The sequence below is a fragment of the Nocardia jejuensis NBRC 103114 genome (assembly GCF_001613145.1).
GTDB lineage: Bacteria > Actinomycetota > Actinomycetes > Mycobacteriales > Mycobacteriaceae > Nocardia > Nocardia jejuensis.
The window spans coordinates 133713-148484 of the sequence record NZ_BDBU01000016.1; the positions used below are offsets into that span (position 1 = coordinate 133713).

General features: G+C 68.9%; 12 protein-coding genes. 8 read left to right on the plus strand and 4 right to left on the minus strand.

Annotated elements, in window-relative coordinates; all coding sequences use genetic code 11:
• Positions 1–49: 49 nt before the first annotated feature.
• Complete coding sequence (locus NJ1_RS12635; RefSeq protein WP_084478135.1) at positions 50–1984, minus strand: glycoside hydrolase family 15 protein; 1935 nt, start codon at positions 1982–1984, stop codon at positions 50–52.
• 221 nt (positions 1985–2205) lie between these two features.
• Here NJ1_RS12635 and NJ1_RS12640 point away from each other — a divergent pair, with 221 nt between their 5' ends.
• From NJ1_RS12640 to NJ1_RS12665, 7 genes are all read left to right on the plus strand, one after another.
• Complete coding sequence (locus NJ1_RS12640; RefSeq protein WP_067692319.1) at positions 2206–2442, plus strand: hypothetical protein; 237 nt, start codon at positions 2206–2208, stop codon at positions 2440–2442.
• 126 nt (positions 2443–2568) lie between these two features.
• Positions 2569–2820 carry a hypothetical protein gene (locus NJ1_RS12645; protein ID WP_067692321.1) on the plus strand — a complete coding sequence of 84 codons (252 nt, stop codon included), beginning with the start codon at positions 2569–2571 and terminating at the stop codon, positions 2818–2820.
• A 280-nt stretch (positions 2821–3100) separates the two neighbouring features.
• Positions 3101–3175 carry an Ms4533A family Cys-rich leader peptide gene (locus NJ1_RS40965; RefSeq protein ID WP_369690857.1) on the plus strand — a complete coding sequence of 25 codons (75 nt, stop codon included), beginning with the start codon at positions 3101–3103 and terminating at the stop codon, positions 3173–3175.
• Between the two features lie 191 nt (positions 3176–3366).
• Entirely contained in the window at positions 3367–4410 is a 1044-nt protein-coding gene (locus tag NJ1_RS12650; RefSeq protein ID WP_067692324.1) for a sulfate ABC transporter substrate-binding protein, read from the plus strand.
• 23 nt (positions 4411–4433) lie between these two features.
• Complete coding sequence (gene cysT / locus NJ1_RS12655; RefSeq protein WP_218025186.1) at positions 4434–5339, plus strand: sulfate ABC transporter permease subunit CysT; 906 nt, start codon at positions 4434–4436, stop codon at positions 5337–5339.
• On the plus strand, positions 5336–6145 hold the full coding sequence (gene cysW, locus NJ1_RS12660; RefSeq protein ID WP_067692330.1) for a sulfate ABC transporter permease subunit CysW: 810 nt from the start codon (positions 5336–5338) through the stop codon (positions 6143–6145). The genes cysT and cysW overlap by 4 nt, the downstream gene beginning before the upstream one ends.
• The gene (locus tag NJ1_RS12665) at positions 6142–7137 is read left to right on the plus strand and encodes a sulfate/molybdate ABC transporter ATP-binding protein (RefSeq protein WP_067692333.1); all 996 of its coding nucleotides are present in this window, start codon (positions 6142–6144) and stop codon (positions 7135–7137) included. The genes cysW and NJ1_RS12665 overlap by 4 nt, the downstream gene beginning before the upstream one ends.
• 162 nt (positions 7138–7299) lie before the next feature.
• Here NJ1_RS12665 and NJ1_RS12670 read toward each other — a convergent pair whose 3' ends face one another.
• Together NJ1_RS12670 and NJ1_RS12675 are read right to left on the minus strand one after the other, a co-directional pair.
• Positions 7300–10620 carry an acetyl-CoA carboxylase family protein gene (locus tag NJ1_RS12670; protein ID WP_067692336.1) on the minus strand — a complete coding sequence of 1107 codons (3321 nt, stop codon included), beginning with the start codon at positions 10618–10620 and terminating at the stop codon, positions 7300–7302.
• Positions 10621–10916: 296 nt separating this feature from the next.
• The gene (locus NJ1_RS12675; protein ID WP_067692912.1) at positions 10917–12044 is read right to left on the minus strand and encodes a CobW family GTP-binding protein; all 1128 of its coding nucleotides are present in this window, start codon (positions 12042–12044) and stop codon (positions 10917–10919) included.
• Positions 12045–12240: 196 nt separating this feature from the next.
• On the opposite strand from NJ1_RS12675, the gene NJ1_RS12680 reads away from it, so the two are divergent.
• Positions 12241–13815, plus strand: coding sequence for a PucR family transcriptional regulator (locus NJ1_RS12680; protein ID WP_245717356.1), 1575 nt, complete (start codon positions 12241–12243; stop codon positions 13813–13815).
• Between the two features lie 22 nt (positions 13816–13837).
• Here NJ1_RS12680 and pucL read toward each other — a convergent pair whose 3' ends face one another.
• Positions 13838–14758, minus strand: coding sequence for a factor-independent urate hydroxylase (pucL, locus tag NJ1_RS12685; protein WP_067692342.1), 921 nt, complete (start codon positions 14756–14758; stop codon positions 13838–13840).
• Between the last annotated feature and the right edge of the window lie 14 nt (positions 14759–14772).

The following is a 14772-nucleotide window of genomic DNA, read 5'->3' on the forward strand; positions in this document are numbered from 1 at the left end:
CAGTCGGCTGACGGCGGTGCGCTCGACGAGCGCACCGCCGCACCGGTTCTCAGCGCGAGGGATGCGCCGGATGGAACTGCCCCACGTTGTGGGACTCCTCGGCCCGGATGATGTGCATGACGGCATTGATCAGCGCGAGGTGGGTGAACGCCTGGGGGAAGTTGCCCAGATGCCGCCCGGTGTGCGAGTCGATCTCCTCGGCGTACAGCTTCAGGGGGCTGGCGTAGCCGAGCAGGCGCTCGCAGAGTTGCCGCGCACGGGCGAGTTCCCCGATCTCGACCAGCGCCGACACCAGCCAGAACGAGCAGATGGTGAACGAGCCCTCCTCGCCGGCGAGCCCGTCGTCGGTGGTGTCGGTGCGGTAGCGCAGCACCAGGCCGTTCTCGGTGAGGTCGTCGGCGATGGCGAGCACGGTGGCGCGGATGCGGTGATCGGTCGGCGGCAGGAAGCGCAGCAGTACCGCGAGAAGCAGTGAGGCGTCCAGGGTGTCGCTGCCGTAGCTCTGGGTGAACACGCCCTCGGAGTTGACGCCGTTGTCGAGGATATCGGCGCGGATCTCCTCGGCGATGTCGTGCCACTTCTTCGCGTAGTCGTATTCGCCGTGCCACTCGGCGAGTTTCGTGCCGCGGTCCAGCGCCACCCAGCACATGATCTTCGACGAGGTGAAGTGCTTGGGCTCGCCGCGCACCTCCCAGATGCCGCGATCGGGGTTGCGCCAGTTCTCGATCGCGGCCTGAACCTGGCGTTCGAGCATGGGCCACAACGTTTCCGGGACCTGCTGGCGCGATTTCACGTGCAGGTACACCGAATCCAGGATGGTGCCCCAGATATCGTGCTGATCCTGGTTGTACGCGTCATTGCCGACGCGCACCGGTTGCGCGCCGTCGTACCCGGACATGTGCGGTAGCTCGGATTCGGTGATCTCGCGTTCCCCGCCGATGCCGTAGAGCACCTGCAGCGGAACGGGTTTCCCGTCGGCATCGGTGGTCACGTCGTGCAGGAAGGCGAAGAAATCGTCGGCCTCACGGTCCAGGCCGAGGGTGTACAGCCCCCACAGCGCGAAGGTCGAGTCGCGGACCCAGGTGTATCGATAGTCCCAGTTGCGTTCCCCGCGTGGAGTTTCCGGCAGTGAGGTGGTGGCCGCGGCCATCAGCGCCCCGGTCGGTGCGTAGGTCAGGCCCTTCAGGGTCAGGGCGCTGCGCTGCAGATACCCGCGCCACGGGTGATCCGGGAAGCGCCCCAGCGTGATCCACTGCCGCCAGGATTCGGTGGTCGCCCACATCTTCTCCGCGGCCTCCTCGAAGGTGCTCGGAGCCGGCAGATCCGACCAGGACAGCGCCACGAAGACCTCGTCGCCCTCCTTCATCCGGGTGCGCGCGCGGGCCTCACGGCCCTCCAGGCCGATCCGCAGGTTGGTGCTGAGGGTCAGTGTCGGGCAGCCGTCGATCTCACAGCTGGCGGTCGCCTGTTCGTACACTTCGCCGCTGTACTGCCAATCGGCGCCGCCGCGGTGGTAGTCGAACGCGGGCTCGCAGCTCATCTCCAGCTCGACCACGCCGTTCACGCATTTCACGGTGCGCAGCAGCATGTGCTCCGCGTCCCAGTCCATCGGCGTGCGGCGGTGGCTCCGGGAGCGGGAGCTGTTGTTGTGCCAGGGGCCCAGCACCAGCGCGTCGCGCACGATGAGCCAGCCGGTCTCGGTCTGCCACGTGGTCTCCACGATGAGCCCGCCGGGCAGATAGCGCCGTGCGGCGGGCACATTGCGTCCGTACGGGCCGATCCGGAAGTGTCCGGCGCTGCGGTCCAGCATTGCCCCGAAGATGCTGGGGGAGTCCGGGCGCGGCACGCACATCCATTCCACCGACCCGTTTCGGGCGATGAGACAGGTGGTCTCGCAGTCGGACAGGAAGGCGTAATCGTCGATGGGCGGGAACACCGACTTGTGGGTGGTTCCGGCGGGGGTGGGCAGATATCCGCCGGACATTTCGACATCGGGGCGGTCGATGCCCTCCCGGGGTGGATCGATTCGCCCGGTCAGCGGTGCCAGCGTGTCGGGTCCGGACGCATCACCGCCCAGATACCCGGTCTCGCTGCCGAGCGGTCGATTGTTCTCGGACTCCGGCTCGTCGTAAGACTCCATACCCTCATGATCGGTCCGAAGAGCCCGAATCGTCCACCGGCGGTCCACCGGCATAGGCTGATGTCGTGCATCGGATCGCAGGATGGTGGGACGGCGTCGAGTTGTGGGTTGCCGGCCTGCCCTTCGTCCCCCAGTTCGCCGTGGTGCTGGCCGCCATGGTGCCGGTCTGTTTCGTCATCGCCTTCGTGCTCGATCGAGTCCTGCGCACGATGCTGCACGCGCTGGGCCGTGACCGAGTGGCCGCCCAGGAAGTCGCGGCGACCGCCGCGCAGCCGCGTCGCATCCGGAAGGAAGCCGCCTGATGCCGCGTTCGCGCGTCCAGCTCGCTCTGATCGCCCTGCTCGTTCTCGTGCTGGTCGCCTGGTTGTTCACTCGCTGATCGACTTTCGGTACCTGTCGGGCGAATTCGGGGCGTACTGTGCTGCACCATGTCAACCGATGAAGGTCTCGAACTCGACGTATTGCTCTCCGAAGAGGATTTCGAGGAGGAGCCGCGTCTGATCGCCACTCATCTCTGCGGCGCCGAGGAAGCCCTGGAAATGGTGAAGGCCGCGCAGCTCCTCGGCCTCGGTGTCCGCCTGTCCAACCGCATCCGCCCGGATGAGGAGGACGCGGAGATCGCCACGGAAGAGTGGATCCTCGACATCCTGGAGAACCCGCCCGTCGCCGACGACGAGTAGGTCGGTCCTCCCCGTTCCCGAAATCCTGGTGCCGGAACCATCGGCCGAACGTCGAGTACGTCCCACCCACTTCCTGTCCCATCGCGCGGACCGCGCCCCGACGTCGCGGCCCAGGTCGCGCACGGTGCGGACGAGCGGGGCCGGCGACTGATCGAGGCTCTGCCGGTGGGTCCGGGCACCGTGACCCCCCCGTGTGCACGCTCACAGTGATTCTGCGCGTGCTCGCGGTTCCTGTTCGACGAGTAGCTCTGCTACATTCTTCCCCGTGTCATCGAGTGTTGTGCCCCGCGTCCGCCATGAATTGGCGTTGATTGCCGTGGGCTACCTCGTGGTCGCGGATATTCACTGTCGGTGATTGCCGCCCGGGCACAGCTGCACCCGTCTGAGTAGACTGGCGCGCGCACTTTCGCAGTCTGTGTTCGTCCCCCGGCGGCCTTCGGGCCGGAGCGCCATCGTCGTGTCGGTCCCCGCACGACGGGTCTACGGCTCATCGATTTTCCGCCGGTCGACGTCCCCTCCGGCGGGGCTCTAGAAAGGTCCACTCGGATGTCTCGCACTTCTCGTCTGTCTCGCCGATCTATCGGCATCGCTCTGACCGCGGTGGCTGCTGTTGCGCTCACCGCGTGCAGCGGCGGCGCCAGCGATTCCACCGAGGGCGGTGCTGTGGCCGACGGCAGCGGCGGCACCCTGAATCTCTACGCGTACGCGGTCCCGAAGCCCGGTTTCGACAAGGTGATTCCGGAATTCAACAAGACCGACGCCGGTAAGGGCGTGCAGATCCAGCAGTCCTACGGCGCCTCGGGCGATCAGTCCCGCAAGGTGAAGGACGGCGCCGAGGCCGACGTCGTCAACTTCTCCGTCGAGCCCGACGTCACCCGCCTGGTGGATGCCGGTCTGGTCGACGCGAGCTGGAACGCGGGCGCCGACAAGGGCATCGCCTTCGGCTCCGTGGTCGCCATCGTGGTCCGCAAGGGCAACCCGAAGGGCATCAAGGACTGGGACGACCTGCTCAAGCCGGGTGTGGAGGTGGTGACCCCGAACCCGTTCTCCTCCGGTTCGGCCAAGTGGAACCTGCTGGCCCCGTACGCGGCCAAGAGCGAGGGCGGCAAGAACCCGCAGGCGGGTCTGGACTACCTGTCGCAGCTGATCTCCAAGGAGCACGTCAAGGTGCAGCCGGCCTCGGGCCGTGAAGCCACCGAGACCTTCCTGCAGGGCACCGGCGATGTGCTGCTGAGCTACGAGAACGAGGCCATCTTCTCCGAGCGCAACGGCGACAAGATCGAGCACTTCATCCCGCCGACGACCTTCAAGATCGAGAACCCGGTCGCGGTGCTCAAGAACGCCAAGAACGCGCCGAAGGCGACCGCCTTCCGTGACTTCCTGTTCACCCCGGCCGGCCAGAAGGCTTGGGCCGCGGCCGGATTCCGTCCGGTCGACCCGAAGGTCGCGGCCGAGTACGCCAAGGACTTCCCGACCCCGACCAAGCTGTGGACGATCGACGACCTCGGCGGCTGGAAGAAGGTCGACAAGGATCTGTTCACCAAGGACACCGGTAGCGTCGCGGTGATCTACGACAAGGCCACCAAGTAGCCGAGTGACCTGGAGCACAAGCGATACTCGATACCGTGAGTGACAGCAGCGCGAACGCCGGGACCGTTTCTGGTCCCGGCGTTTCGCCGACAAACAAACCCCGGCGACCCCGCCCCGGCCTGTCCTGGTTGCGGGTCAGTGGGTCCGTGGGACCGCTCGGCATCGCGACCACCGTGCTGTGGCTCAGCATCATCGTGCTGCTGCCGCTCGCGGCCCTGACGTTTCATTCGTTCGAGAACGGCTGGTCCGGCTTCTGGGACGCGGTGACCGCGCCCGCCGCGCTGGACGCGCTGCGGGTGACCGTGCTCGTGTCCGTGGTGGTCGCGGTGGTCAACGTGTTCATGGGCACGCTGATCGCCTGGGTGCTGGTCCGGGACGATTTCCCGGGCAAGGGCATCGTCAACGCCCTCATCGATCTGCCGTTCGCGTTGCCGACCATCGTGGCCAGCATCGTGCTGCTGGCGCTGTACGGCCCGCAGAGTCCGGTGAACATCCATCTCAACGCCACCCAGCCGGGCCTGGTGGTGGCGCTGGCGTTCGTGACGCTGCCGTTCGTGGTGCGTTCGGTGCAGCCGGTGCTCATCGAGGTGGATCTCGAGGTCGAGCAGGCCGCGGCCTCGCTGGGCGCGGACAACTGGACCACCTTCCGGCGCATCGTGCTGCCGACGCTGGCTCCGGCCATCATCAGCGGCGGCGGCCTCGCATTCGCCCGCGCCATCGGCGAATACGGTTCGGTCGTGCTGATCGGCGGCAACATCCCGCGCGAGACCCAGGTGGCCTCGCAGTACATCCAGCAGCAGATCGAGATCGACCGGCCGATCAACGCGGCCGCGGTTTCGGTTGCGCTGCTGGCGATCTCGTTCGCGTCGCTGCTGGTGCTGCGGCTGCTGTCCGATCGGGCGGCGCGCAAGGAGCAGGAGTCGCGATGAGACTGTCCGGGCTGACCAGGATTTCGCTGCGCACGGTCGCGCTGGCCTATCTGTTCGTGCTGCTGGTGCTGCCGCTGGGCATCATCATCTGGCGCACCTTCGAACGCGGGATCATGGCGTTCGTCGATTCGATCACCACCCCGGCGGCGGTCTCGGCGTTCCAGCTCTCGCTGATCATCGTGGTGATCGTGGTGCCGCTCAATGTGGTGTTCGGTGTCATCACCGCGATCGCGCTGGTGCGCGGAAAGTTCCCCGGCCGCACCCTGGTTCAGGGACTGGTGGACCTGCCGTTCGCGGTGTCGCCTGTCGTGGTGGGTGTATCGCTGATTCTGCTGTGGGGTGCGGGCGGCTGGTTCGGCGGGCTGGAGCATCACGGGTTGAAGGTCATCTTCAATCTGCCCGGCATGGTGCTGGCCACCATTTTCGTGACGCTGCCGTTCGTGGTGCGCGAGGTGGAGCCGGTCCTGCACGAGATCGGCGACGATCAGGAGCAGGCCGCCGCCACCCTCGGCGCGTCCGGATGGCAGACGTTCTGGCGGATCACGCTGCCCGCCATCCGGTGGGGCCTGACCTACGGCGTGGTGCTCACCGTGGCGCGTGCGCTGGGCGAGTTCGGTGCGGTGATCATGGTGTCCACGGCGCTGCCGGGCAAGTCGCAGACGCTGACCCTGCTGGTGCACGGCCGATACATCAATGACCACAACACTTTCGGCGCGTACAGCGCGGCGACGCTGCTGATGGGTATCGCCCTCGTCGTTCTTCTGTTGATGACCCTCCTCGAGCGCAAGCGGGGCAATGCCAAATGATCACCGTGACCAATGCGAACAAGCACTACGGCACCTTCGCGGCACTGGACGACGTCAGCCTGGAGATTCCCTCCGGTGAGCTGACCGCGCTGCTCGGCCCGTCCGGTTCGGGCAAGTCGACGCTGCTGCGGTCCATCGCCGGGCTCGAATCGCTCGACAGCGGCGTGGTGGTGATCGCGGGCAAGGATGTGACCCGGGTGTCGCCGCAGAAACGCGATATCGGTTTCGTGTTCCAGCATTACGCGGCGTTCAAGCACATGACCGTGCGCGACAATGTGGCGTTCGGACTCGAGATCCGCAAGCGGCCCAAGCCCGAGATCAAGAAGAAGGTCGACGACCTGCTCGAGATCGTCGGACTCGACGGGTTCCAGCATCGCTATCCCGCGCAGCTCTCGGGCGGCCAGCGCCAGCGCATGGCCCTGGCCCGCGCGCTGGCGGTGGATCCGCAGGTGTTGCTGCTGGACGAGCCGTTCGGCGCTCTCGACGCGAAGGTGCGCGCGGATCTGCGCACCTGGCTGCGGCGTCTGCACGAGGAAGTCCACGTCACCACCGTGCTGGTCACCCACGACCAGGAGGAGGCGCTGGACGTGGCCGACCGGATCGCGGTGATGAACAAGGGCCGCATCGAGCAGGTCGGCACGCCGAGCGATGTGTACGACCGGCCCGAGAACGACTTCGTGATGTCGTTCCTGGGCGCGGTGGCCAAGCTCAACGGACATCTGGTGCGGCCGCACGATATTCGCGTCGGCCGTGATCCGAGCATGGCGCTGGCGGCGCACGAGGGCACCGCGCAGTCCGCGGGCGTCACCCGCGCGACCGTCGAGCGAGTCGTGCACCTGGGCTTCGAAGTGCGCGTGGAACTGCGCAATGCGGCGACGGGTGACGTGTTCACCGCGCAGGTGACGCGCGGCGACGCCGAGGCGCTGCACCTGAACGAGGGGGAGACCGTCTACGCGCGGGCGACCCGCATCCCGGAGCTGCCGACCTCCTGAGTTCCGTGCCCGAGCCCCCGCCGCCGCGAATCCTCGTGGCGGCGGGGGCTCGGTCGTTCACTCGAATCGCAGTGCCGCCGAACCGATTCCGATGGGCCGGGAATCGGGGCCGCGGGCGACCAGGCAGAGGTGCGGCCACCCGGCAGGCTCGGTGGGGGACTCTCAGCGCAGGGTGCGCAGCCAGCGGCGGGTGTCGGCGGGATCGATGACGTCGTCGAGTTCCAGGGCGGTGGCCGCGGTCAGGGCTCTGCCGCTGGCGTAGGCGGCTGCCACCAGGGCGTCGAAGGCTTCCCGGCGGTGGACGGGGTCTTCGATGGCCGCCAGTTCCTTGGCGAAGCCCAGGCGGACAGCGCCTTCCAGGCCCATGCCGCCGATTTCGCCGGTGGGCCAGGCGATGACGAAGCGGGGAGCACGGAAGGATCCGGCGGCCATGGCCTGTGCGCCGAGGCCGTAGCCCTTGCGCAGGATGACGGTGCCGAAGGGAACCTCCAGCGCGGCCGCGTCGATGAACAGGCGGCTGAACTTGGTGACGGTGGCGTGTTTCTCCGCGTCCGGGCCGACCATGAAACCCGGTGTGTCGCACAGGGAGACGATCGGCAGGTGGTGCGCGCCGCACAATCGCAGGAAGGCGCTCAGCTTGTCGGCGGCGGGAGCGTCGATCGCGCCGCCGAGATGATGGCAATCGTTGGCGATCAGGCCGAACGCGCGGCCCTCCACCCGGATCAGCGCGGTGACGACGCCGATTCCCCAGTCCCGGCGCAGTTCGAGGACGGAACCGAGATCGGCGACGGAGTCGATCGCGGCCCGGATATCGAAGGCGTGCAACCGGTTCTCCGGCACCACGTGGCGGGACAGGCGCGGGTCGGGAGCTTCCCACTCCGCCACGGCCCCTTGGAAATAGGCCAGATAGTCGCGGGCGACGGCGACGGCCTCCGCCTCGTCGGCGGCGACCACGTGCACCACGCCGTTGCGACGCTGCACCTCGATCGGGCCGATGTCCTCGGGGGAGTAGACGCCCAGGCCGCCGCCTTCGATCATGGCGGGCCCGCCCATGCCGATATTGGCGTCGGGCGTGGCGATCACGACATCGCACATGCCCAGCAGGGCGGCGTTTCCGGCGAAACAGCGGCCCGACACGATGCCGATCAGCGGTACCCGGCCGGACAGGGCGGCCATGGCGCGGAAGGTGGTGACCTCCAGTCCGGAGATGCCGCCGTGGTCGGTGTCACCGGGTCGCCCGCCGCCGCCCTCGGTGAAGAACACCACCGGAAGCTGTTGTTCGCGTGCGAGTTCCAGCATGCGATCGGTCTTGGCGTGATTGCGCACGCCCTGGGTTCCCGCGAGCACGGAGTAGTCGTAGGACATGACCACGGCGCGGGAGCGCTCCGCGCCGAAGCGGTCGGCGTCGATGGTGGCGACGCCGGCGATGAGACCGTCGGCGGGGGTCCTGGCGATCAGGTCCTCGAGACTGCGCCGGGCTCGCTGCGCGGCGATGGCGAGCGCGCCGTATTCGACGAAGCTGTCCTCGTCCACCAGATCGGCGATGTTCTCCCGAGCCGTCCGCCGCCCGATCCGATGCCGCTTGCCGACGGCCTCCTCGCGCGCGGCATCCCGCGTCGTCTCGTGTCGGGTGCGCACTTCGGCCAGGTCGTCGCGGATCGAATCCAGGTCCACCGCGGTCGATTCCAGGTCCGGTCCGTCGTGCTCGGTCTCGGCCCAGACGAGCAGCGGATCGTGCGGATCCACCACATCGCCCGGAGCGACGGCATGCCGCAGCACCGTGAGCGATTCTCCGGCGCGCAGCACATGCTGCATCTTCATCGCCTCCAGCACCGCGACCTCCGCCCCCGCGGGGATCACCGCGCCGATCGGGGCGAGCGACACCACCGTCGCACCCATCGGAGACCGCAACGCGTGCTCGCCGTCCGCCGCCGCGAAACTCTCGGCTTCCGTGGCGGCAGCGCCGATCGACCGACCGCCGCCGGCGCCGCCGCCGATTTCGAGAACCGTTGCGGTGGAGCCGGTACCGGTGAGGTCGGCGAGTGCCGATCGACTCGCGCTCGGTGAGGATGCTTCGACGGCACCGCTGAGCGGGTCGGTCGAGGCCGCTGACATCGCGGGGACGACGTACGCCTCCGCGCTCGCGCGGAGGGCGGTCAGGTTCTGTTCGAACCAGGCGGTGGTCACCGGGCCTGCGGTCGCGAGGTCGTCCAGCACGGCGCGCAGCAGCGGGATGTTGGTGTCGACGCCGGTGACCACGGTTTCGGCGAGGGCGTCCGAACAGCGCTGTACCGCAGCGGGATACGTGGGCCCGTGGGCGACGATCTTGGCGAGCAGGGAATCGAAGTGCACGCTGTGGCGCATGCCCGTCCGGGCCGCGGTATCCACGCGCACGCCGATCCCGGTGGGTGCGCCGAACTCGGTGATGACGCCGGTGCTGGGCCAGACCGCGCCGTCGGCGGCGAGCAGCTCCGCGTTGACTCGCACCTGTACCGCGGTGCCGCGCGATCCACCGTCGGGCAGGCCGAGCTCCGCCAGCGTGCGACCCAGCGCCAGATCGAGCTGCACCGCGACCAGATCCACACCGGTCACCGCCTCGGTGACCGTATGTTCCACCTGCAGACGCGGATTCACCTCCAGGAACCACGCCTCGTCGCCGGCGACCAGGAACTCCACCGTGATCACCCCGCGGCAGCCCACCGATTCGGCGATCCGCACCGCGTCGCGATGCAACCGATCGCGCAGTGCCGACGCCAGATCCGGGGCGGGTGCGACCTCGACCAGCTTCTGGTTCCGGCGCTGCACGCTGCAGTCGCGATCCCCGAGCGTGACCGCGCTCGTCCCGTCCGCGATCACCTGCACCTCGATGTGCCTCGCCTCGGTGACCAGCGCCTCGGCGTACACGGTGTCGTCCCCGAATCCCGCCGCCGCCTCGGCGCGGCAGCGTTCGTGTACCTCCGCCACCAGTGCGGGATCGCGCACCGGTCGCATCCCGCGTCCGCCGCCGCCCGCCGCGGCCTTCACCATCACCCCGCCCGGATGCGCGGCCAGCAACTCCTCGATCTCGGCCACCCCGGCTCCGGCCCGGGTGGCCGCGAGCACCGCGACCCCGGCCTTCTCGGCGGCCGCTCGCGCCGCCACCTTGTCCCCGAACACCCGCAGCACCTCCGGCGAGGGGCCAACGAACACCAGTCCCGCCGCCGCGCAGGCCGCCGCGAATTCACCACTCTCACTGAGGAACCCGTATCCCGGATGGACCAGCGCACCGGGCCCCGCGGTCAGGGCCGCGGTGACCACGGCCCCCACATCCAGGTAGGCCCCGGCCCCGGCGCCCGGCAGCGGCACGCCCGCATCCGCCAGCCGGACCGGCAGCCCCGCCGCCTCCTCGGCCGTGTGCAGCACCGCTGTCCGGTACCCACGTTCCCGCGCGGTCCGAACAACCCGAACCGCGATTTCTCCCCGATTTGCTATGACCACGCGCACGCCGCCAGGCTATGGCACCGCCCTGTGTGCGTCATCACCTCGCCGTCGCGAGGGCCGTCCGGACCCTGCGTGTCACGAAGACGGCGCTGGTGTTGTGACGACCGCCGAGATGTAGCGACATCCTGCGACCCCCGCGGAGCGAAGGCCCCGCGGCCGCAGCGCCCGTGTCCGGCCGCCGGGCGAACAGTCGACATCCGGTACCTGGCTCGTCGCGGCCGGAGGCGAGGATCAGCCGCAACACGCCCGATCGATCAGAGCGAATCCGTCGGTCGTGGAGCCCGATGCCGTGCGCGGCGTCAGTCCTCGGTGCTCGGGTCGGGGTCTTCGAGGGGGACGTAGCGCCAGATCGGGAGCAGGGCTTGATCGTCCAGGGGAACGGGGTCGGTGTGGGCGGTGGCCTCGAGGCGTTTCAGCGCGGCGTCGGTGTCGAGGCCGGAGCCGATCATGACCAGGGAGCTGGTGCGGGGTTCGTGGCGGCCCCAGGCTGTGGGCTCGAGGGTGATGTGGCGGCCGACCATGTGCAGGACGAACTTTCGGGTGTCCTCGGGGACGGCGAAGGCCAGGACGCCCTTGGTTCGGAACAGTCCCTGTGGCGGGTCTTCGAGGAATTCGATGAGCTCGCGCGGGTTGAGGTCGGTGGTGCTGGTGAACGAGACGGTGTCGTAGCCGTCGTGCAGGTGGCGATGCGGTGCGCAGGAGTGCTGGCCGTCGCCGTCGCCGTTGTCGTGATCGCAGTCGTCGTGATCATGAGCCGCGTCCCGGGAGTGGCCCTCGGCCAGGAGCAGTTCGTCGAAGCTGAGTTGTTCCCCCACCCGCGGTGCGCGGGTCTCGAGCGCGGGGATGTCGAACAGCAGACCGGGATCGACGCGGCCGTGGCTGGTCGAATACACCGGGACCTGCCCCGCCAGCTCGGAGACCTCGGTGCGCAGGGTTTCGAGAGCCTCGGGGGTGACGCGGTCGGCCTTGTTCACCACGACCAGATCGGCCATGCGCAGGTGCGTGGCGAGCTCGGGATGCCGAGCCCGGCTCCGCGCGAAGTGCTCGGCATCGACGACCTCGACCAGCCCGCCGTAGCGGATGCGCGGATTGTCGCTGCCCGCGACCATGCGAATCAGGTTGCGGGGCTCGGCGAGTCCGCTGGCCTCCACCACGATGACGTCGATGCGCTGCTTGGGCTGCGCGAGACGGTCGAACAGGCCGTCGAGTTCGTCGATGTCCACCGCGCAGCACACGCAGCCGTTGCCCAGTGACACCATGGCGTCGACCTGCCCGGCCACCAGCATGGCGTCGATGTTCACGGCCCCGAAGTCGTTGACCACGACCCCGATCCGCACATTCCGGCTCCGTAGCAGGCGATTGAGCAGCGTCGTCTTCCCGGCGCCGAGAAATCCGGCCACGATCAGAACAGGTATGCGCCGACTCACCCGCGACACCCTACCGATCCGGCCGCCGCATCCGGCGGGGACGTGCGCCACCCGTCCCCCGGATCCGCCGGCCACTCGCGCGCCGAGAGGATCGCGCACGGTCTGTGAGCCCTCGGCAGCATGGGTGAAACGTCGCGGCAATACCGCGGTCCTACCGTGAGCGCAACGGGCCGATCACGGGAGGTGCGCCGTGCGGGTGCGGGACATTCTGGATGCGCCGCGACTGCGGATGCGGCTGCTCCACGGGGACGACGCGGAGCTGCAGCGGCCGGTGGCACGGGTGTGCGCCACCGATATGCCCGACCCCCGGCCGTTCGTGACGCCGGGCGCGCTGGTGTGCACCGGGCTGATCTGGCGCACCGAGGCCGGGGACTCCGAACGCTATGTGCGCATGCTCGCCGACGCGGGCGCGGTGGGCGTGGTCGCCGGTCGGGCCCTGCACGGGCATGTGCCCGAGGATGTGGTGGCAGCGTGCGAAAGACACGGTCTGCCACTGCTGTCCGCGCCGCCGAGCGTCCCGTTCAGCCGGATCATCGAGTATCTCGCCGAGCAGGCCGCCGACACGCGCTGGCGGCGTGTGCGATCGCGGGCCGATCGGCAGCGCCGGCTACTTGACTCGGTCGCCGCGGGCAGCACCATGGACGAACTGCTCACCGATATCGCCGCGGAGCAGGACATCTCGGCCTGGTTGGTGACCTCGACCGGCACCGTCATCACCGGCACCGAGGAGTTGTCGTCGCAGGAGCTGGACCGGATCGTGGCCACCGCGCTCGGTGCGCCCCGGCTGCCCGCCGTCACCACCGGTGCGATGCGGGTGCTGCAGGTCGGCGCGGGTGATCGAATCACCGCCTGGTATCTGGTGTTTCGCCCGGCGGACCCGGATCCGGAGCCCTTCGGTCCCGATCTGGCCGCCGTCGCAGAGCTGTACCGGCAGCGCCGTATCGACCGCCTGCGCCTGGACTGGGAGCTCGCCGATCGGATCGCGGCGCCCTTCCCCGAGCGTCCGGGCGTGCCGATGGCCGCGCTCGTCTGCGAGATCCACGCCACCGGAACCGTGCCGCTCGCGCCGCCGCAACCGGCGCACATGGCGCTCGAACGAGACTGCGACGCTTCCGCTGTCGCGCTGCTCGAGGACACCTCGACCTCCACGTCGCGGATGTCGGCGGGCCTGGCGGCGGTGCGCGCGGCGGTGCACGACGCCATCCCCGGCGTCAGCACCGCGATGGATCGCGAGGGTCGGCTGATCGGCGTCGTGACCGGAACCCAGGACGAGATCGCCGCTGTCGTGCGCCGGCGCATCGGCCGGCTCGCGCCCGCACTCGACGGCGTCCGGCTGGCCTTCGGAGTCGGCGCGCAACAGCGGGACGAACCGCTCTCGGGCGCGGTGGCCGCGGCGACCGCCGCCGCCACGGCGGCCCGGGACGACGCGGCGGCCGTGAGCGTTCGCATCGCCGACATCGACTCGGCGGTAGGGCTTTTCACCGCGGTGCCCGGCGGTCTGCAGCGCCGGTTCGCCGAGCGGGTACTCGGCCCGGTCCTGGACTACGACCGCAAGACCGGGGCCGGGCTACTGGAAACCCTCGAAGTCTTCCTCGCCTGCGAGGGTTCCTGGCGGCAGGCCGCGGATCGAATGCGGGTGCACCTCAATACCGTTCGCTATCGAATCGGGCGGATCGAGGAGCTCACGGGCCGCGACCTCGGGCGTCTGGACGACCGCTTGGATCTGTACCTGGCGGTGCGCACGATCGCGAGTCTGCCTGCGGTGGTGTAGCTCCGGCCCAGCGGTGGCCCGGCTACATCACGCCGGTGTACGCATCCCAGGCGGTTCCGGCCTCCGGGGCGCCCTCGCGCAGGACGCCGGCCTGGATGAGGCCGTAGGGGCGATCGGCCGCGTAGAACACCTCACCGTTGTTCTCCACGCCGAATCGGGCGATGTCATAGGAGAAATGGTGTTTGTTGGGTGCGGACAGGCGAACCTCCGCCAGGCAGGGATACGCCTCCAGCGCCGCCTTGCCCATCTCGAACAGCGTCTGCTGCAACGCCTTCGAGTGCAGCGTGGCGAAGGTCGCGATCATGACGCCCCGGATGCCCTCGTACGCGGCGTCCCAGTCCTGCGGCGCCGTCGCGAAACGCCAGCGGGCGGTGAGACTGGTCGCGAGAATGCGGTCGTAATCCGGTTCCAGCACCGTGAACTCGTCGGTCAGGAATCCCGCGAACTCCGACCCGGTGGATTTGAGGATCACCAGATCCCGCACGCCGCCGATCACCCATTCGCGTTGCGAGGAACCCTTGCCGCTCACCGTGATCGCCGCGATCCGCACCTCCGGGCCGACCCGGGTCCAGGAGTGGTCGTGCTCCTGTCCGTGCACCGGCACCCGCTGCCACGCGTACTCCTGGATCTCGATGCGCGCCGAGTCCACCGGCCGCACCTCGTCCACGAAGTGCCGGGCCAGGGCCTGCCCGTACTGTTCGATGCTGCCGTCGCCGTGCGTCTTGGCGTACACGAACATGGTCTGCTTCTGCGAATCGGTGGGCAGCACCGCACCTTGATCGCCGAGGGTGTAGGCGTCGTCGAAAGCGCCACGCAGGCACGACGATACGTTCAAGTCGCGGATCTCGTGCCGGTCGGTGTCACGGTAGATGCGCACCACCCGGTTCTCGGCCTTGCCGTACTGATGCGGGCCGAGCACGATCTTGCCGGTCGATTCGGTCATGGCCGCCTCTCGTG

Excerpts from the sequence above, each read along its gene's own strand:
- NJ1_RS12635 (WP_084478135.1), bottom strand. The coding sequence starts at position 1,984 with ATGTCCGGCGGATATCTGCCCACCCCCGCCGGAACCACCCACAAGTCG.
- NJ1_RS12645 (WP_067692321.1), top strand. The coding sequence starts at position 2,569 with ATGTCAACCGATGAAGGTCTCGAACTCGACGTATTGCTCTCCGAAGAG.
- NJ1_RS12650 (WP_067692324.1), top strand. The coding sequence starts at position 3,367 with ATGTCTCGCACTTCTCGTCTGTCTCGCCGATCTATCGGCATCGCTCTG.
- cysW (WP_067692330.1), top strand. The coding sequence starts at position 5,336 with ATGAGACTGTCCGGGCTGACCAGGATTTCGCTGCGCACGGTCGCGCTG.
- NJ1_RS12665 (WP_067692333.1), top strand. The coding sequence starts at position 6,142 with ATGATCACCGTGACCAATGCGAACAAGCACTACGGCACCTTCGCGGCA.
- pucL (WP_067692342.1), bottom strand. The coding sequence starts at position 14,758 with ATGACCGAATCGACCGGCAAGATCGTGCTCGGCCCGCATCAGTACGGC.